The sequence below is a fragment of the Pseudomonas pharyngis genome, from assembly GCF_021602345.1.
GTDB classification, from domain to species: Bacteria; Pseudomonadota; Gammaproteobacteria; order Pseudomonadales; family Pseudomonadaceae; genus Aquipseudomonas; species Aquipseudomonas pharyngis.
Genome location: NZ_BQID01000005.1, coordinates 82,751 through 99,656 on the forward strand (window position 1 = coordinate 82,751; position 16,906 = coordinate 99,656).

The 16,906-nt window shown below is 58.1% G+C and carries 20 protein-coding genes; 3 read left to right on the plus strand and 17 right to left on the minus strand.

All coding sequences use genetic code 11. The features are described 5' to 3' along the window. Window positions 1–81: 81 nt before the first annotated feature. The 8 genes from L6D74_RS12400 to thrS all read right to left on the minus strand — a co-directional run bounded on the left by L6D74_RS12400 (window position 82) and on the right by thrS (window position 7,371). On the minus strand, window positions 82–438 hold the full coding sequence (locus tag L6D74_RS12400; protein WP_003179985.1) for a MerR family transcriptional regulator: 357 nt from the start codon (window positions 436–438) through the stop codon (window positions 82–84). Continuing rightward, on the minus strand, window positions 419–721 hold the full coding sequence (gene ihfA / locus L6D74_RS12405) for an integration host factor subunit alpha (RefSeq protein ID WP_002553164.1): 303 nt from the start codon (window positions 719–721) through the stop codon (window positions 419–421). The genes L6D74_RS12400 and ihfA overlap by 20 nt, the downstream gene beginning before the upstream one ends. 3 nt (window positions 722–724) lie before the next feature. After that, window positions 725–3,103 carry a phenylalanine--tRNA ligase subunit beta gene (gene pheT / locus L6D74_RS12410; RefSeq protein WP_236189362.1) on the minus strand — a complete coding sequence of 793 codons (2,379 nt, stop codon included), beginning with the start codon at window positions 3,101–3,103 and terminating at the stop codon, window positions 725–727. A 26-nt stretch (window positions 3,104–3,129) separates the two neighbouring features. After that, window positions 3,130–4,146: a phenylalanine--tRNA ligase subunit alpha gene (pheS, locus tag L6D74_RS12415; RefSeq protein WP_011333387.1), complete on the minus strand. Its 1,017-nt coding sequence runs from the start codon at window positions 4,144–4,146 to the stop codon at window positions 3,130–3,132. A gap of 109 nt (window positions 4,147–4,255) precedes the next feature. After that, window positions 4,256–4,612 carry a 50S ribosomal protein L20 gene (gene rplT / locus L6D74_RS12420; protein ID WP_002553161.1) on the minus strand — a complete coding sequence of 119 codons (357 nt, stop codon included), beginning with the start codon at window positions 4,610–4,612 and terminating at the stop codon, window positions 4,256–4,258. A gap of 30 nt (window positions 4,613–4,642) precedes the next feature. After that, complete coding sequence (gene rpmI, locus L6D74_RS12425; RefSeq protein ID WP_002553160.1) at window positions 4,643–4,837, minus strand: 50S ribosomal protein L35; 195 nt, start codon at window positions 4,835–4,837, stop codon at window positions 4,643–4,645. A 60-nt stretch (window positions 4,838–4,897) separates the two neighbouring features. Further along, entirely contained in the window at window positions 4,898–5,449 is a 552-nt protein-coding gene (gene infC, locus L6D74_RS12430; protein WP_169432615.1) for a translation initiation factor IF-3, read from the minus strand. Beyond that, a complete protein-coding gene (thrS, locus tag L6D74_RS12435) occupies window positions 5,449–7,371 on the minus strand; it encodes a threonine--tRNA ligase (protein ID WP_039771550.1) in 1,923 nt (640 codons plus the stop codon). The genes infC and thrS overlap by 1 nt, the downstream gene beginning before the upstream one ends. Window positions 7,372–7,743: 372 nt before the next feature. Between thrS and L6D74_RS12440 the strand changes: the two genes are divergently transcribed. Beyond that, complete coding sequence (locus L6D74_RS12440) at window positions 7,744–8,046, plus strand: hypothetical protein (RefSeq protein ID WP_236189363.1); 303 nt, start codon at window positions 7,744–7,746, stop codon at window positions 8,044–8,046. Between the two features lie 290 nt (window positions 8,047–8,336). Continuing rightward, on the plus strand, window positions 8,337–8,549 hold the full coding sequence (locus L6D74_RS12445) for a cold-shock protein (protein WP_007956027.1): 213 nt from the start codon (window positions 8,337–8,339) through the stop codon (window positions 8,547–8,549). 72 nt (window positions 8,550–8,621) lie between these two features. On the opposite strand, the gene L6D74_RS12450 is transcribed toward L6D74_RS12445, so the two are convergent. Both L6D74_RS12450 and L6D74_RS12455 read right to left on the minus strand, forming a co-directional pair. Then, window positions 8,622–8,939: an I78 family peptidase inhibitor gene (locus L6D74_RS12450; protein WP_064594885.1), complete on the minus strand. Its 318-nt coding sequence runs from the start codon at window positions 8,937–8,939 to the stop codon at window positions 8,622–8,624. Window positions 8,940–9,105: 166 nt separating this feature from the next. Continuing rightward, on the minus strand, window positions 9,106–9,411 hold the full coding sequence (locus tag L6D74_RS12455) for a hypothetical protein (RefSeq protein ID WP_064594883.1): 306 nt from the start codon (window positions 9,409–9,411) through the stop codon (window positions 9,106–9,108). Window positions 9,412–9,538: 127 nt separating this feature from the next. Between L6D74_RS12455 and L6D74_RS12460 the strand changes: the two genes are divergently transcribed. Then, window positions 9,539–9,751 carry a hypothetical protein gene (locus L6D74_RS12460; protein ID WP_064594881.1) on the plus strand — a complete coding sequence of 71 codons (213 nt, stop codon included), beginning with the start codon at window positions 9,539–9,541 and terminating at the stop codon, window positions 9,749–9,751. A 33-nt stretch (window positions 9,752–9,784) separates the two neighbouring features. Here L6D74_RS12460 and L6D74_RS12465 read toward each other — a convergent pair whose 3' ends face one another. The 7 genes from L6D74_RS12465 to L6D74_RS12495 are packed head-to-tail and all read right to left on the minus strand — an operon-like array spanning window position 9,785 to window position 16,765. After that, entirely contained in the window at window positions 9,785–10,813 is a 1,029-nt protein-coding gene (locus tag L6D74_RS12465) for a nucleoside hydrolase (protein WP_236189364.1), read from the minus strand. 43 nt (window positions 10,814–10,856) lie between these two features. After that, entirely contained in the window at window positions 10,857–11,261 is a 405-nt protein-coding gene (rbsD, locus tag L6D74_RS12470) for a D-ribose pyranase (protein ID WP_039771558.1), read from the minus strand. Continuing rightward, window positions 11,258–12,175, minus strand: coding sequence for a ribokinase (gene rbsK / locus L6D74_RS12475; RefSeq protein WP_236189365.1), 918 nt, complete (start codon window positions 12,173–12,175; stop codon window positions 11,258–11,260). Before rbsK ends, rbsD begins: the two co-directional genes overlap by 4 nt. Window positions 12,176–12,198: 23 nt before the next feature. Then, window positions 12,199–13,218: a LacI family DNA-binding transcriptional regulator gene (locus L6D74_RS12480; RefSeq protein WP_236189366.1), complete on the minus strand. Its 1,020-nt coding sequence runs from the start codon at window positions 13,216–13,218 to the stop codon at window positions 12,199–12,201. Between the two features lie 3 nt (window positions 13,219–13,221). Further along, on the minus strand, window positions 13,222–14,199 hold the full coding sequence (locus L6D74_RS12485; protein ID WP_064594871.1) for an ABC transporter permease: 978 nt from the start codon (window positions 14,197–14,199) through the stop codon (window positions 13,222–13,224). Next, a complete protein-coding gene (locus L6D74_RS12490) occupies window positions 14,196–15,749 on the minus strand; it encodes a sugar ABC transporter ATP-binding protein (RefSeq protein ID WP_236189367.1) in 1,554 nt (517 codons plus the stop codon). Before L6D74_RS12490 ends, L6D74_RS12485 begins: the two co-directional genes overlap by 4 nt. Before the next feature lie 59 nt (window positions 15,750–15,808). Then, window positions 15,809–16,765, minus strand: a complete 957-nt coding sequence (locus L6D74_RS12495; protein ID WP_007956008.1) for a sugar ABC transporter substrate-binding protein — start codon at window positions 16,763–16,765, stop codon at window positions 15,809–15,811. Between the last annotated feature and the right edge of the window lie 141 nt (window positions 16,766–16,906).

The window sequence follows — 16,906 nt, forward strand, 5'->3', positions numbered from 1 at the left end:
TGAAACTCGTTCTCCATCTCGAAGAACGCTCAAGAATATATCGCAAGCTTTTGAAAACTGGAAGTATTTAAAAGCAGGAAATTATTTCTTGAGAACCACCAGAACATCTTCGAGCTCGGCGATCATCTGGCGGATCATTTGCTTGTATTGGGTGGTGTCGTCTTTGGCTTCATCGCCGGACAGACGCAGACGTGCGCCGCCGATGGTGAACCCCTGATCGTAAAGGAGCGCGCGGATCTGCCGGATCATCAGCACGTCCTGGCGCTGATAATACCGGCGGTTTCCGCGGCGTTTGACGGGGTTGAGCTGAGGAAACTCCTGCTCCCAATAGCGCAGCACGTGTGGCTTTACCGCACACAGCTCGCTGACTTCACCGATGGTGAAGTAGCGTTTGCCCGGGATGACGGGTAGTTCGTCGTTATGACTTGGTTCCAGCATAAGCCTCAACTCGGGCCTTCAACTTCTGCCCTGGACGAAAGGTGACCACACGGCGAGCCGTGATCGGGATTTCTTCCCCCGTTTTCGGGTTGCGGCCAGGCCGCTGGCGTTTGTCCCGAAGGTCGAAATTGCCGAAACCCGACAATTTGACCTGCTCGTTGTCTTCAAGAGCGTGCCTGATTTCCTCGAAAAACAGTTCAACCAATTCCTTGGCTTCCCGCTTGTTCAGGCCCAGCTCTTCATACAGACGTTCCGCCATCTCAGCTTTCGTCAAAGCCCCCATACGTCACTTCCTTAACGTGGCGTTCAACCTTTGTTCGAGCGAGGTGAGGATATTTTGCGTCGTCGAATTCACCTCATCGTCATTAAGAGTGCGCGATGGATGCTGCCAGGTCAAGCCGACTGCGAGGCTTTTTCTATCAGGATCAATGCCTTTACCCTGATACACGTCAAATAGCCTGAGGTCTGTCAGCCATTCGCCTGCATTTTCACGGATTACGTCCAGTACAGCCGAGGCTGCAACGTCTTTGTGCGCAATCAGTGCCAGGTCACGACGAACTTCAGGAAAGCGCGACAACTCGTGGAATTTCGGCATTTTACCCGTAGCGACTTCAGCCAGAACCAGCTCGAAGACGAAGACCGGACGGTCGAGACCCAGGGATTTCGACAACTCAGGGTGAATCGCGCCGATAAAGCCGACTTCACGCCCTTCCCGCTCGATGCGTGCAGTCTGGCCCGGATGCAGCGCAGGGTGTTTGCCCGGTGCAAAAGTGAACTGATCCAGCGCACCGGCAAAACCCAGCAGCGCTTCTACGTCAGCCTTGACGTCGAAGAAGTCGACGGTATCGCGACCTTGCGCCCAGCCTTCCGGCAGACGGCTGCCGCATACCACACCGGCGATCATCGGCTCTTGCTTCAGACCTTCCAGCTGACCGACAAAGCGCAGACCGCTCTCGAACAGACGGACACGATCCTGCTGACGATTGAGGTTGTGCTGCAGCGCCTTGACCAGACCCGGCCACAGCGACGAACGCATGGCAGCCATGTCATTGGAGATCGGGTTCGCCAACAGCAGCGGCTCAACGCCTGGGTTGAACAGCTCGAACTGCTTCGGATCGATAAAACTGTAAGTGATCGCTTCCTGGTAACCACGAGCGACCAGCAAACGACGCAGTTCCGGCAGATCGCTGCGCGCTTCGGCCTTGGCCTGTGGCGCCAGACGAGCTTGCGGGTAACGAACCGGCAGGCGGTTGTAACCGTACAGACGTGCCAGCTCTTCGATCAGATCGACTTCCAGACTGATATCGAAGCGATGGCTTGGCACTTCTACGCGCCATTGACCTGCTCCGTCGGCGGAAACTTTCAGACCCAAAGCGTTGAGCAGACGCTCGACTTCGGCCGAATCCATTTCCATGCCCAGCATCTGGGTGAGGCGCTGCACGCGCAGGGTGATCGGCGCGATCGACGGCAAGTGCTGCTCGCTGACGGTCTCGATGATCGGGCCGGCTTCGCCACCGGTGATGTCCAGCAGCAGGCCAGTGGCGCGCTCCATGGCTTCACGGGCCAGTTGCCAGTCAACACCACGCTCGTAGCGGTGCGAAGCGTCGGTGTGCAGACCGTAGGAACGAGCCTTGCCCGCCACCGCGATCTGGTCGAAGAACGCACTCTCAAGGAACACGTCGCGAGTGGTCGCGGATACGCCGCTGTGCTCGCCACCCATCACGCCGGCAATCGCCAGAGCGCGAGTGTGGTCGGCGATCACCAGCGTATCGCTGCGCAGGCTGACTTCCTGACCGTCGAGCAGCACGAGCTTCTCACCCTCTTCCGCCATGCGCACCCGGATGCCGCCATTGATTTCGGCGAGATCGAAGGCGTGCAGCGGCTGACCCAGCTCGAGCATTACGTAGTTGGTGATGTCGACTGCGGCATCGATGCTGCGCACTTCAGCGCGACGCAGACGCTCAACCATCCACAGCGGCGTCGGCTTGGACAGGTCAACGTTGCGAATGACACGACCCAGATAACGCGGGCACGCGGCAGGTGCCAGGACCTCTACCGAGCGCACTTCGTCGTGCACCGCCGGAACGGTCATCACCACCGGGCGAGTGACCGGAGCGTCGTACAGCGCGCCGACTTCACGAGCCAGACCGGCCAGAGACAGGCAGTCGCCACGGTTCGGAGTCAGATCGACTTCGATGCTGGCGTCTTCCAGGTCCAGATAAACACGGAAATCTTCGCCCACCGGCGCATCAGCCGGCAGCTCCATCAGACCGTCATTGCCTTCGCCGATCTGAAGTTCGGCTTGCGAACACAGCATGCCGTTGGACTCGACGCCGCGCAGCTTGGCCTTCTTGATCTTGAAGTCGCCCGGCAGCTCGGCACCGATCATCGCGAACGGAATCTTCAGGCCCGGACGCACGTTTGGCGCACCGCACACGACCTGGAAAGTTTCCGCGCCATTGCTGACCTGGCATACGCGCAATTTGTCGGCATCGGGATGCTGCTCGGTGCTCAGCACCTCGCCCACCACCACGCCACTGAAAACACCGGCGGCCGGCGTAACGCTATCGACCTCAAGACCGGCCATCGACAGACGGGCAACCAGCGCGTCGCGATCTACCTGCGGGCTGACCCAGCCACGCAGCCATTGTTCACTGAATTTCATCCTGCTCTCCTAAGAATTCGTTACGACTAGCGAAATTGCGCGAGGAACCGCAAGTCGTTGTCGAAGAACAGACGCAAGTCGTTCACGCCGTAACGCAGCATGGCCAGACGCTCAACGCCCATGCCGAAGGCAAAGCCCGAGAACTCTTCCGGATCGATCCCGGACATGCGCAACACGTTCGGGTGAACCATGCCGCAGCCCATCACCTCCAGCCAGCCAGTCTGCTTGCAGACGCGGCAGCCTTTACCGCTGCACATCACGCACTCCATGTCGACTTCGGCGGAAGGCTCGGTGAACGGGAAGTACGAAGGACGGAAACGCACGGCCAGTTCTTTCTCGAAGAACACCCGCAGGAACTCTTCAATCGTGCCTTTGAGATCGGCGAAGTTGATATCGCGATCGACCAGCAGGCCTTCGACCTGGTGGAACATCGGCGAGTGGGTGATATCGGAGTCGCTGCGGTACACACGACCTGGACAGACGATGCGGATCGGCGGTTTTTTCGATTCCATGGTGCGGACCTGTACCGGCGAGGTATGGGTCCGCAGCAACATGTTGGCGTTGAAATAGAAGGTGTCATGCATCGACCGGGCCGGGTGGTGGCCTGGGATGTTGAGCGCCTCGAAGTTGTGATAGTCGTCTTCGACCTCAGGGCCTTCGGCGATGCCGTAGCCGATATGGGTGAAGAACTGTTCGATACGTTCCAGAGTCCGGGTTACCGGATGCAGACCACCGGAGGTCTGACCGCGGCCCGGCAGGGTCACGTCAATGGATTCGGCAGACAGTTTGGCAGCCAGTTCGGCTTCCTCAAACAAAGCCATGCGCGCATTGAGAACGCCTGTGACACGTTCCTTGGCAACGTTGATCAGGGCGCCGACCTGCGGACGCTCTTCTGCCGGCAAATTCCCCAGGGTCTTCATCACCTGAGTCAATTCACCTTTTTTGCCAAGGTATTGAACCCGGATTTGCTCCAGGGCATTGATATCTTCAGCGCTTTGCACAGCCTCTAGTGCTTGAGAGACCAGCGCATCCAGGTTTTCCATGTACAGACTCCAGATACAAAATAGGGGAAGAGCTTGAAGGCTCTTCCCCTATTTATGACGTTTAACACCTGGCCCCACAGAGGTGAGGCCGGGTGACTGTCGGGGGTACTTAAGCCAAGGTGGCTTTAGCTTTCTCGACAATCGCAGCAAACGCCGCTTTTTCGTTCACTGCCAGATCAGCCAGAACCTTACGGTCGATCTCGATGGACGCTTTTTTCAGGCCAGCGATGAAACGGCTGTAAGACAGACCGTTAACACGAGCACCAGCGTTGATACGAGCGATCCACAGAGCGCGGAACTGACGTTTTTTCTGACGACGGTCACGGTAGGCGTATTGGCCTGCCTTGATTACCGCTTGCTTGGCAACACGGAATACGCGGGAGCGTGCGCCGTAGTAGCCTTTAGCAAGTTTCAGAATTTTTTTGTGACGTTTACGGGCAATGACGCCACGCTTTACACGAGCCATGAGTTACTTCCTCTATTCTTGATCCAAAAATTAACGAAGGCGCAGCATGCGCTCGACTTTTGCCACGTCAGACGGATGCAGCAAGCTGCTACCGCGCAGTTGACGCTTACGCTTGGTCGACATTTTGGTCAGGATGTGGCTCTTGAAAGCGTGCTTGTGCTTGATACCGTTAGCAGTTTTCAGAAACCGCTTAGCAGCACCACTTTTGGTTTTCATCTTTGGCATGTTCGGATACTCCGCATTCAGTTGATAAACATAATCAGAAGGCCTGCCGTGCCCTGTTGATTACTTCTTCTTTTTCGGGGCGATGACCATGATCAGCTGGCGTCCTTCCATCTTAGGATGCTGTTCGACCGAACCGTACTCGAGCAGGTCTTGTTCAACCCGCTTGAGGAGTTCCATCCCCAGCTCCTGGTGGGCCATCTCACGGCCGCGGAATCGCAAGGATACCTTGGCCCTGTCCCCGTCACTCAGGAAACGTACCAGGTTGCGCAGTTTTACCTGGTAATCCCCTTCCTCCGTCCCTGGACGAAACTTGATTTCTTTTACCTGAATCTGCTTCTGGTTTTTCTTCGCCGCAGCAATCTGCTTCTTCTTTTCGAAGATCGATTTGCCGTAGTCCATCACCCGGCAAACCGGTGGGACTGCGTCGGCAGAGATTTCTACCAGATCAAGCTTGGCTTCTTCAGCAATACGAAGCGCTTCATCAATCGAGACGATGCCAATCTGCTCGCCATCAGCGCCAATTAACCGAACCTCGCGTGCCGAGATATTCTCGTTGATCGGGGCTTTCGGTGCAGCTCGTTTATCTTGTCTCATTTCACGCTTAATAATAATTACTCCGAATCTGGGCGACCACGCCGGGAAACCGCTTGCGCGAGAAACTCAGCGAACTGGGCGACGGGCATCGAGCCCAGGTCAGCACCTTCACGAGTACGCACAGCGACAGTCTGCATCTCGACTTCCTTATCCCCAATAACCAAGAGATATGGAACCTTGAGCAAAGTATGCTCGCGGATTTTAAAGCCGATCTTTTCATTTCTCAAGTCGGACTTGGCACGAAACCCGCTTTCGTTGAGAGTTTTTTCGACCTGAGCGACGAAATCTGCCTGTTTATCAGTGATATTCATGATCACTGCCTGGGTTGGCGCCAGCCACGCAGGGAATGCACCTTCGTAGTGCTCGATCAGAATCCCGACGAAACGCTCGAACGAACCGAGGATCGCACGGTGCAACATCACCGGATGCTTGCGGCTGTTGTCTTCGGAGACGTATTCGGCTCCCAGACGCACAGGCAGGTTGAAATCGAGCTGCAAGGTACCACACTGCCACACGCGGCCGAGGCAATCTTTCAGCGAGAATTCGATTTTCGGACCATAGAATGCGCCCTCACCCGGCTGCAGATCGTACGGCAGACCAGCGCTATCAAGGGCTGCGGCCAGGGCCGCTTCGGCGCGATCCCACAGCTCGTCGGAACCAACGCGCTTTTCCGGACGAGTGGACAGCTTCATCTCGACGTCGGTAAAGCCGAAGTCGCGGTAAACATCCATGGTCAGCTTGATGAACGCAGCGGACTCAGCCTGCATCTGCTCTTCGGTGCAGAAAATGTGGGCGTCGTCCTGAGTGAACGCACGCACACGCATGATGCCGTGCAGCGCACCCGATGGCTCGTTACGGTGGCAGGCACCGAATTCGGCCAAGCGCATCGGCAACTCGCGGTAGCTCTTCAGGCCCTGATTGAACACCTGCACGTGGCACGGGCAGTTCATCGGTTTGATGGCGTAGTCGCGGCTTTCCGACTCGGTAGTGAACATGTTGTCGGCGTAGTTGGCCCAGTGCCCGGACTTTTCCCACAGGCTACGATCAACGACTTGCGGCGTCTTGATTTCAAGATAGCCGTTGTCGCGCTGCACCTTGCGCATGTACTGCTCGAGTACCTGGTACAACGTCCAGCCATTCGGGTGCCAGAACACCATGCCCGGCGCTTCTTCCTGAGTGTGGAACAGGCCCAGGCGCTTGCCGATCTTGCGGTGATCGCGCTTTTCAGCTTCTTCGATACGCTGGATGTAAGCCGCCAACTGCTTCTTGTCAGCCCATGCGGTGCCGTACACGCGCTGCAATTGCTCGTTCTTGGCATCACCGCGCCAGTAGGCGCCGGACAGCTTGGTCAGCTTGAAGGATTTCAGGAAGCGAGTGTTCGGCACGTGCGGACCGCGGCACATGTCGACGTATTCTTCGTGATAGTACAGGCCCATTGCCTGCTCGTTCGGCATGTCTTCGACCAGGCGCAGCTTGTAGTCTTCGCCACGGGCCTTGAACACTTCGATCACTTCGGCACGCGGAGTGACTTTCTTGATGACGTCATATTCGGTATCGATCAGCTGCTGCATGCGCTGTTCGATGGCCGCCATGTCGTCCGGAGTAAAAGGACGCTCGAAGGCGATATCGTAATAGAAACCTTCGTCGATGACCGGCCCGATGACCATTTTTGCAGTCGGGTACAGCTGCTTGACCGCATGGCCGACCAGGTGGGCGCAAGAGTGGCGAATGATCTCCAGCCCCTCTTCATCCTTTGGCGTGATGATTTGCAGCGTTGCGTCGCTGTCGATGATGTCGCTAGCGTCAACCAGCTTGCCGTTCACCTTGCCGGCCAGGGTGGCCTTGGCCAGACCTGCACCGATGGATGCGGCGACCTCGGCTACGGAAACCGGGTGATCGAATGAACGTTGACTGCCGTCGGGAAGAGTAATAGTTGGCATGGCGCCTCCTCTCCTAGTGGTGACCCCTACCAAAGGTCACGTGGGTTGGGATGAGCCAGTACAAGATCCGATCCAGGCCATTCAATGACGAACGCCTGCCTTACAGCGGCAGGAGCCTTGCGGCCAACCGGAAAACCGAACCAGAGTGACTGGGATTCAAATCAGAAAATTCGTGCACGGCCGCAACCGGGACTGAAGGTCATCCGGAGCCTGCGAACGCCCGAGCCAGGCATGCTAGCACAGATGAACGGTCGCCGATGCACTCTGGTTTTTACCGAGAGGCAAATCGTCTGTTTTATGCCAGAGTGCTGAACTTGATCGGCCTTTGAGCCCTCAGATAACAAGACATTGACCCACAAGGAGCATCCTCGCATGCGTCTTAATACCCTGCTTGCTGCAGTCGCCCCCCTCGTTTTGCTGCTGCCGCTGAGCGCCCACGCCGACTGGCCAAAGGGCGAGCGTGAGAAATACATGGCTCAGTGCACCCAGGCGGCCACTCCGCAAATCGGTGCCGCTGCCGCAAAATCCCACTGCGCGTGCGGTGCCGATGCCATCAAGTCCTACCCGGCCAGCGACATTCAGGCGCTGATGGACAACAAGGCCAGCCAGGAATTGCAGCAGAAAGCCCTGGAGCAAATTGCCAAATGCAAGGCCAATACCCCGGCGAAAAAATGATGAAACAGGCCTTTTCACTGCCCCCAGCCCCGCTGAAAGGCATCTGATTCAGGCCTTTTCGTACGATTTATGCAGGTTTTACAGGTTTTTTTATTGTCTTTACTTTTCGCGAAAAGCCTTTTAAACCGGGGCCTCCAGCCGAAACAGGCAGTAAAGAAAACACGACTGATTGGCAAACAGCACGTCCGGGGGGCTACCAAAGCGAACATTTCGACTATGATACCCCGGTGTGCCCAGTTGGCCTGAGCAGCACAGTACTACTGAAAATATATGTTTCTTGGAGATACACCATGTCTAATCGCCAAACCGGCACCGTTAAATGGTTCAACGATGAAAAAGGCTTCGGCTTCATCACTCCTCAAGGTGGCGGTGACGACCTGTTCGTACACTTCAAAGCTATCGAAACTGACGGTTTCAAAAGCCTGAAAGAAGGCCAGACCGTCTCCTTCGTGGCTGAGAAAGGCCAAAAGGGTATGCAAGCTGCACAAGTTCGCCCAGAGTAATTTCCCGGCGCACTAAAAAAACCCCGTCCATGTGACGGGGTTTTTTATGGGTGATACGAAAGCCCGACAGGTTCAGCCGCAGTTGACGCGGGTGACCACCAGGTTCTGATCGGTATTCAGGTTGAGGCGATCAGAGCGGTACTCCAAAGTAATCATGTCATTGGGCTTGAGGAACCGGGCATTCTGCGCACCGGCTTTTTTGCGTGCCTGCTCCAACAGCTCCGGCGAAGCTTTCTTGCCGAGAGCGAACTCCGCTGCTGACGCCTCACAACGACCAAGGCCGGCCTCAGTCGTCACGGGATCCTTCTGCGACTCACTGGAGGTCGTGCTGCAACCCGCCAACACAGCAACGGCCATCAGTGCACCCAGTGACGCGAACTTCCAAGGCATGAAGCCTCCTTATTTCAATTTGAGCAGAGATCGTGCGACCGCCAATAAGGCGTTTGGTTTCACGGTGAGAGCCATCCCCCTGCCCCACGATCGGAAAAACGCCGAGTGTGCCTGAGCAACGCCTGAAATCTCACCCCGTAAAACGTCACTGAATATTAATAACCGCTCAATAGACATCAATGTAGTCGTAAGGCGGATTCGGCCAATTGTCTTTGAGCGCATTGAAAATCTGCATGACCCAGACTTCGTCGCTGGCCGCGACATTTCCCACATACCCCGAGCCTTTTGCCCAGGTCTCCAAGCGAAACAGCAGGCCATCGATGTCTTGACCGCCAGTGACACCCGAAGAGATATAGGCAATACCGCCCTTGGTCACGCGCAGTTGGGTATGTTCGTCATCACTGGCCGACGCCAGCAACCGGCGGACAGCATCAAGGGTCAGGCCGTCGGGGCTATTCAAATCGATCTGCACAGCTCAATCCTTGTTTTTTGCGGAACGACCAAGTGTCGCACAGCCCCGCGCTCATGCCTAAGTCGCAGTGCCAAACGCTCGGCTTAGTGGTTAACTCAGAACTCCGATCCCGCGACCGAGCCTTGCCATGACCACCGTAAGCATTACCGCCGACATTAAGGCCACTTGGCGACAAGGGCATAGTTCCTACAGCCCGGGTAGTCCGGAGGAATTGGCATTGATCAGCATCGACCTGCTGGTGAAGACACTGGGGACGCAAGGCGCACAAGCCTTCATCGCCCAGCTGTTCGAGAAGTATCCCGATGACTTCAAAGGGACACCGGACACCGAGAGGGAGTAAAAGCCCGCAAGCTGGCACCTGCGGGCGCATGCCTTACTTCAGACGTTTCAGCCGCTCGGTCAGCAGATCGAAGAAACCCTGGGCATCGCCGTTCTCCACCCAGAAGGCGTTCTTCGGCGCCTTGAGGCCGTCATACCAGTCGACAATGGTCTGGCCGAAGGTCGGGCCTTCACGGCTGTCGACCACCACATTCACCGAACGCCCCGTGAACAGCTCAGGCTTGAGCAGGTAAGCCACGACAGTGGCGTCATGCACCGGGCCACCCGGAATGCCGTAGTGCTCCATATCCCCTTTGATGTACTCGTTGAGGATGTCGCCAACAATCTTGCTCGCATTGTTGTTCAGCGCCGCAATCTGCTTCAGGCGCGCATCGCTGGTAAGGATCTTGTGGGTCACGTCCAGCGGCAGGTAAGTCAGTTTCACGCCGCTTTTGAGCACCACTTCCGCGGCTTGCGGGTCGGCGTACAGATTGAACTCAGCCACTGGCGTGATATTGCCGCCATTGAAGTGGGCGCCCCCCATGATCACCACTTCCTTGATTCCCTGAACAATCTCCGGCTCATGGATCAGCGCCAGGGCCAGGTTGGTCTGCGGGCCGAGCATCGCAATAGTGATGCTGTGCGGCTTGGCTTTTTTCAGGGTGTCGATCAGGTAGTTGACCGCATTGCCCTCGGCCAGGCCTTTCTTCGGCTCATGCACCGCGACACCCGACAGGCCTTCCTTGCCATGGATGTTTTCGGCATAGATCGGCGTGCGCATCAGCGGTTTCGGCGCACCGGCGTACACCGGAATCTCTTCCCGCCCTGCCCACTCACGGGCCAACCGCGCATTGCGCGAAGTCTTGTCCAGACGCACGTTTCCGGCGACGGTGGTCAACGCACGAATGTTAAGCTCCTCCGGGGAGGCCAGAGCAAACAACAAGGCGACCACGTCGTCGGCGCCGGGGTCGGTGTCAATGATCAGGTCGATCTTTTCCGCCGCCTGGGCGCCGGTCGCGGTTATCACGGACAAAAGCAGCAGACTCCGAATCAATTGGTGCATTTTTTGAGCATAGCGGTGCATGGCGCATTCCTTGTGCAGATGAAATCAATAGGGTCGAACCCTGTTAGAACGTAACCCCGGCTACCAGCACGATGTTGCAGTACGGCTGGCATTCGCCCGTACGAACAATCGCTCGTGCCTGTCGGCTGAGTACCTTGAACTGCTCGTGACTGAGCAGGTCACGCCGCCCCAGCGAGCCTTCGTCATTCAGCTCGTCCAGCGTGGGCAGCGCAGTCGGTTGCTTGTCGAAAATCTCCTTGGCCAGTGCGTGGCTTTCCACCTGCATCTCGCTGAGCACGACTTTCAGGGTGCTGACGAAATCCGGGACGCCGTGCGTCAACGCCAGGTCGATCAACTCGACACCCGGCGGTACCGGCAGGCCGGCATCGCCGATCACCACCATGTCGCCGTGCCCAAGGGAAGCAATCAGCCGCGACAGGGCGACATTCAGCAGAGGAGTCTTTTTCATACGGGTTTGAATGCCTGTACGTCGGAGGTGGTAGGAATGGAGGGCTGGGCACCTGCCCGGGTGACCGACAGGGCTGCAGCGACTTGCCCGAAACGAATGGCCTCGTCCTCGGTTTTGCCGGCCGCCAGCGCAGCCGCAAATCCGCCGACAAAGGTGTCCCCGGCGGCGGTGGTATCGACAGCCTTCACTTTGGGGGCAGAAAAATACTGGTAACCCGTGCTGTTGGCGAACAATGAGCCTTGAGCACCAAGCGTGATGATGACCTTGCCGGCGCCCAGTGACATCAGGTGCGCTGCTGCTTTTTCAGCGGTCTCCAATGAGTCCACCGGCAAACCACTGAGCGCGGCGGCCTCGCTCTCGTTGGGAATAAGGTAATCGATTGCAGCAAACCAGTCCGCTGGCAGCGGGCGACTGGCCGGCGCCGGGTTAAGGATGACCGTCTTGCCCAGTTCACGTCCGCGCTTCAGCGCGTGGCCTACCGTGGCATCGGGGATTTCCAGCTGGCAAATGATCACGTCGGCAGCCTGCAGCACGGCGTCAAACCGGTCGATAACCGCCGGGGTCATCGAGCCATTGGCACCGGCCACGATGACAATCGCGTTTTGACTGTTGTCATCGACCACGATCAGCGCCACACCACTGGAATCCTCGACCACGCTGACCGCCTGACAATCGATCTGCTCGGCCAGCAACGCGTCGCGCAATTGCACACCATAGTCATCGTTGCCGACACAGCCGACCATCGACACCTGTGCACCCAGTCGCGCGGCAGCTACGGCCTGATTGGCGCCCTTGCCACCGGACACGGTAGCGAAGGAATGACCGATCAGCGTCTCACCGCCCCGGGGCAAGCGCGGCGCCCGGGTGACCAGGTCCATGTTCAGGCTGCCTATTACCACTACATTTGCGGACATACATCACTACTCTTCAATTCGTTTCAGCGGTATTCGGTGAACACGCCGGACAGCGGTGCAGTCGATTCGCGCAGGACAATACTCGGGGTCACGATCCGCTGATCCGTCGCCAGACCCGGGGTGGCAATTCTTCGCAACAAAACTTCCGCGGCCATCTCGCCCAGTTGCAGGATCGACTGGCCCACAGTCGTCAGCGCGGGATACACGTAACGGCTCATCTGGATATCGTCGAAACCGATCACCGACAGTTCGGCAGGCACGCGCACGTTGCGCTCGGCCGCGGCTCGCAGCACACCAATGCCGATCATGTCGTTACCGGCAAAGATCGCGCTCGGCGGCTTGCGCTCAAGGAGGACTGAAGCCGCGTTATAACCGCCAGTGCTGGTGAAGTCGCTTTCCAGCATGCGCGACGGGGACACCTCAACACCGGCCTCTTTCAGCGCGCGACAAAAACCGGCCTGACGCATTTGCGCAACACTGGTACTGGCCGGACCACCGATCGTGGCGATATCGCGATGACCGAGCTCAAGCAGATGCCGCGTCGCAAGGTACGCGCCATATTCGTGATCGATGCGCACCAGGTCGGCGTCCACGCCTTCGAGTCCACGGTCGACGATCACCATCGGCGTCTTCACGCCAGCCAGTCCTTGTGCCAGACCGCTGTCGCCACCCGCAGACGCGACGATCAAGCCGTCGATGCGCTTTTCGAGCAGCACTCGCAGGTAGCTGCGCTGCTTGTCCGGGTTGTCGTCGGAGTTGCAGAGAATTACGCAGTAACCGTTACGCTCGCAGTAATCCTCGATCCCTCGCGCCAGTTCGGCGAAGTACGGGTTGAGGCTATTGGGCACCAGCAAACCGATGGTGGCGGTGGTTTTCGCTTTCAGTGATCGGGCCACGGCGCTCGGCACATAGTCGAGACTCTTGATCGCCGCCTCGACCTTGAGTCGCACCTCTTCGCTCACCGGTCGGGTCTTGTTTACTACGTGGGACACGGTCGTGTAGGAAATTCCTGCAAGTGCCGCCACATCCTTGATCGTTGCCATTTATCAGCCCCGTCGACTTGCGCGTTGACTGCGATAGGTGTCAAGCACCACGGCGATCACGATCACCGCACCGGTGATGATGCGCTTGGTCGGTTCGGTCGCGCCAATCTGCGCCAGGCCGGCCGCCAGCACGGAGATGATCAACACGCCGAAAAAGGTACTGATCACCGAACCACGCCCACCCATCAGGCTGGTACCGCCGATCACCACCGCAGCGATGACTTGCAGCTCAAGGCCAGAACCGGCGTTCGGGTCGGCCGCTTCCAGCCGGGAAATCTGGAACAGCGCCGCAATACCGGCGAGCAGGCCCATCAGACTGAACACCAGGATCTTGTAGGGTTTTGGATTGATCCCCGCCAGACGCACCGCTTCCTCGTTGGTGCCAATGCCGATCAGATAGCGACCGAACACGGTACGGGTCAGAACGGCCTGGGCAACGAAAATGACCAGCAAGGCAATGATGAACGAGGGTGAAATGCCAAAGGCGATCGGGTTCGACAGCCACGCAAAGGAGTCACCGATGTAAGCCGTGCGCGAACCGGTCATCTGATAGGCCAGGCCGCGGGCCATCTCGAGCACACCGAGCGACACGATAAATGACGGAATTCGCCACGCCACGGTAATCGAGCCGGTAACCGTGCCGGCCAACGCCGCGACAGCCATACCCAACAAGGCAGCCGGCAACACGCTCCAGCCCCAGCCAAGAATCGCCACGCTGACAGTGGAGGCCGCGAGTGCCAGTACCGAGCCTACCGACAGGTCGATCCCGCCGATGATCAGCACGAACGTCATGCCCACCGCCAGAACCATCAGGTCGGGAATCTGGTTGGCCAGGGTGCTGAAGGTGTTGTACGAAAGGAAATGGCTGCTCATGACCGAGAACAGCGCAATCATTGCCAACAACGCGCCGGCCAGGCCCAGGTAAGTGCCGAGGCCGTAGAAATTGCCACTGGATTTGCCGGCGGAAGATGCAGTTTTCATGGGAGATCCCTAGGCGCTGCTTCGTTGAGCAACGCATCACGTTTCTGGTAGCCGGCGAATGCGGCGGCAAGCAAGTCATCCTGGGTCCAGCTGTCGCGCTCGAAGGTGTCGATCAGACGCCCTGCCGACAACACACCGATGCGGTCGCAGATCAGCATCAGCTCACGCAAGTCGCTGGATACCACCACCAGCGCTTTGCCCTGACGGGTCAGTTCGCCGAGCAAGGCATAGATATCGAACTTGGCGCCGACATCGATACCGCGAGTCGGCTCGTCGAACAGCAGCACCGAACAGTCGCGCTCGAGCCAGCGACCGATCACCACCTTTTGCTGGTTACCGCCGGACAGCTCGGACACCAGTTGCGTCGGGCTGGAACTGCGGATGCGCATGGCGTCGATCTGCCGCTGCGCGAGCTTCGTTTCATCGCCGTTGTTGACGAACCCGCCGCTGGAAATTTCCGGCATGTTGCCCAAGGCAATGTTGGCGCTGATCGATTGGCTCAGCAGCAGGCCTTCGCCCTTGCGATCCTCGGTGATCAGGGCGATGCCGTTGCGCACCGCATCCACAGGCGAACGAATGCTCACCGTTTTTGCCGGCGAACCGAGCGCCACCGTGCCGCTGTCCGGGACGTCGGCGCCGAAGATCAACCGCAAAAGTTCGGTGCGCCCAGCCCCGATCAGCCCCGAAATGCCAAAAATCTCACCGGCGCGAACCTCAAAGGAAACGTCGCGAACCTTGTCGGAGCGGGTCAGGCCTTTGACCGTCAGGGCCGGCGGGCCGATATTGCGAGCCCCAAGATCGATATGCTCGCCCAGCTCGCGACCAACCATCAGGGTAACCAGTTGCTCACTGTTGTAATTGACCATCGGCTCGACGCAAACCAGGTTGCCGTCACGCAACACAGCAATGCGCTGAGCGACCCTGGCCAGTTCTTCGAGGCGGTGGGAGATGTAGATGATCGAGACGCCGCGCGCCTGCAACCGGCTGATCTGCTCGAACAGCATCTCGACTTCGCGCGCGGTCAGCATCGCGGTCGGTTCATCAAGGATCAGCACGTGGCAATCGCCGATCAGGTTACGGGCGATCTCGACCATTTGCTGGTGACCGATACCCAGCTCGCCGACCAGTGTGTCCGGGTCGATGGCGTCGAGGCCGACTTGAGCCATGGCTTCGAGGGCGGCCTTGCGCAGCTGCTTGCGGCTGATCCAGCCACCGTTGCTCGGCAGGTTGTCGAGGAACAGGTTTTCCGCCACCGAAAGGGTCGGCAGCAGATTGAGCTCTTGCATGACCATGCGCACACCCAGTTCTTCAGCCTGCGTGCGACTGCCAGGGCGATAATCCTTGCCCTGGAACTGCATCTGGCCGGTGGTAGGGGTGACCAGGCCACCGATGATCTTCGACAGGGTGCTTTTACCTGCACCGTTCTCACCGGTCAGTGCCAGCACTTCACCGCGCATCAACGTCAGATCGATGCCGGTCAGTACCGGTTGCGCATAGGTCTTGCCGATACCGCTGACCGAGAGGACAGCGATCGGAGCGGAAACTGACATAAAAATCTCCATGCGCTCGCCCGGACGGACGAGCGAGCGCCATTGTGTCGCCAAAGGACTTACTTGGTGACCAGCTCGACAGGCGTTTCGATCACGCCATTTGCACCACTGTCGACTTTCTCGCCCTTGATGATTTTCAGCGCGGTCTCGATACCGAACACCGCTTGCTTCGCGGCGTACTGGTCGGCCGTCGCCAGAACGCGACCGTCCTTCAGCATGGGCTTGATGGCATTGATATTGTCGTAACCGACAACCTGCACCTGACCGGCCTTGCCGGCAGCGCGCACGGCGGAAACGGCGCCCACGGCCATGCTGTCGTTGCCGGCCAGCAGCGCCTTGACGTCCGGGTACTCGCTGAGAATCGAAGCGGCCACCTTATTGCCCTTGTCGATTTCCCAATCGCCGGATTGCAAGGAAACAACCTTGATCTGCGCAGCCTCCATCGCATCCTTGAAGCCAGCGGTACGCTGCTGGGCGTTGGTCGTCGTGGAGACGCCTTCAATGATGCCCACTTCATCACCGGCCTTCAGTTGCTTGGCCAGGTACTCACCCACCAGACGCGCACCTTTGCGGTTGTCCGGGCCTACGAACGGAACGCTGATGTTCTTGCTTTTGATCACAGCCGGATCGAGCTGGTTATCGATGTTGATCACGGTGATACCGGCATCGACGGCCTTCTTGATCACCGGCACCATCGCCTTGGAATCAGACGGTGCGATAACCAGCGCGTTGACCTTCGCCAGAATCATCTGCTCGACGATGCGCGTCTGCCCCGCCGTATCGGTTTCGTCCTTGATGCCGTTGGAGATCAGGTCGAAATCGGCGGAATGTTCTTTCTGGTAGGCCTTGGCGCCGTCTTCCATGGTCAGGAAGAATTCGTTGGCCAGAGATTTCATGACCAGAGCGACTTTGGGTTTTTCAGGGGACTCGGCGAAAGCCGAAGAGACAGGCAGTGCGGCGGATGCGGCAGCCAGCATGGCGACAGCAAGAAGACGTCCAGCGAATGGCAGCTTCATGGGTTCACTCCGATCTTATGATTATTGTGAGCAACGCTTGCGCTGGCGTAAGCTCGCAGCACGCCACGACGAAATCAATTCACCGCGAAGACCGCGCAAACGTTTGCGTAGACCGAACTATGCGAATCCTGCCGACATTTG

What these genes read in the sequence shown, in the direction of transcription:
- L6D74_RS12400 (WP_003179985.1), bottom strand. Translation starts at nt 438, where the DNA reads ATGCTGGAACCAAGTCATAACGACGAACTACCCGTCATCCCGGGCAAA.
- ihfA (WP_002553164.1), bottom strand. Translation starts at nt 721, where the DNA reads ATGGGGGCTTTGACGAAAGCTGAGATGGCGGAACGTCTGTATGAAGAG.
- pheT (WP_236189362.1), bottom strand. Translation starts at nt 3,103, where the DNA reads ATGAAATTCAGTGAACAATGGCTGCGTGGCTGGGTCAGCCCGCAGGTA.
- pheS (WP_011333387.1), bottom strand. Translation starts at nt 4,146, where the DNA reads ATGGAAAACCTGGATGCGCTGGTCTCTCAAGCACTAGAGGCTGTGCAA.
- rplT (WP_002553161.1), bottom strand. Translation starts at nt 4,612, where the DNA reads ATGGCTCGTGTAAAGCGTGGCGTCATTGCCCGTAAACGTCACAAAAAA.
- rpmI (WP_002553160.1), bottom strand. Translation starts at nt 4,837, where the DNA reads ATGCCAAAGATGAAAACCAAAAGTGGTGCTGCTAAGCGGTTTCTGAAA.
- thrS (WP_039771550.1), bottom strand. Translation starts at nt 7,371, where the DNA reads ATGCCAACTATTACTCTTCCCGACGGCAGTCAACGTTCATTCGATCAC.
- L6D74_RS12440 (WP_236189363.1), top strand. Translation starts at nt 7,744, where the DNA reads ATGCGTCTTAATACCCTGCTTGCTGCAGTCGCCCCCCTCGTTTTGCTG.
- L6D74_RS12445 (WP_007956027.1), top strand. Translation starts at nt 8,337, where the DNA reads ATGTCTAATCGCCAAACCGGCACCGTTAAATGGTTCAACGATGAAAAA.
- L6D74_RS12450 (WP_064594885.1), bottom strand. Translation starts at nt 8,939, where the DNA reads ATGCCTTGGAAGTTCGCGTCACTGGGTGCACTGATGGCCGTTGCTGTG.
- L6D74_RS12460 (WP_064594881.1), top strand. Translation starts at nt 9,539, where the DNA reads ATGACCACCGTAAGCATTACCGCCGACATTAAGGCCACTTGGCGACAA.
- L6D74_RS12465 (WP_236189364.1), bottom strand. Translation starts at nt 10,813, where the DNA reads ATGCACCGCTATGCTCAAAAAATGCACCAATTGATTCGGAGTCTGCTG.
- rbsD (WP_039771558.1), bottom strand. Translation starts at nt 11,261, where the DNA reads ATGAAAAAGACTCCTCTGCTGAATGTCGCCCTGTCGCGGCTGATTGCT.
- rbsK (WP_236189365.1), bottom strand. Translation starts at nt 12,175, where the DNA reads ATGTCCGCAAATGTAGTGGTAATAGGCAGCCTGAACATGGACCTGGTC.
- L6D74_RS12480 (WP_236189366.1), bottom strand. Translation starts at nt 13,218, where the DNA reads ATGGCAACGATCAAGGATGTGGCGGCACTTGCAGGAATTTCCTACACG.
- L6D74_RS12485 (WP_064594871.1), bottom strand. Translation starts at nt 14,199, where the DNA reads ATGAAAACTGCATCTTCCGCCGGCAAATCCAGTGGCAATTTCTACGGC.
- L6D74_RS12490 (WP_236189367.1), bottom strand. Translation starts at nt 15,749, where the DNA reads ATGTCAGTTTCCGCTCCGATCGCTGTCCTCTCGGTCAGCGGTATCGGC.
- L6D74_RS12495 (WP_007956008.1), bottom strand. Translation starts at nt 16,765, where the DNA reads ATGAAGCTGCCATTCGCTGGACGTCTTCTTGCTGTCGCCATGCTGGCT.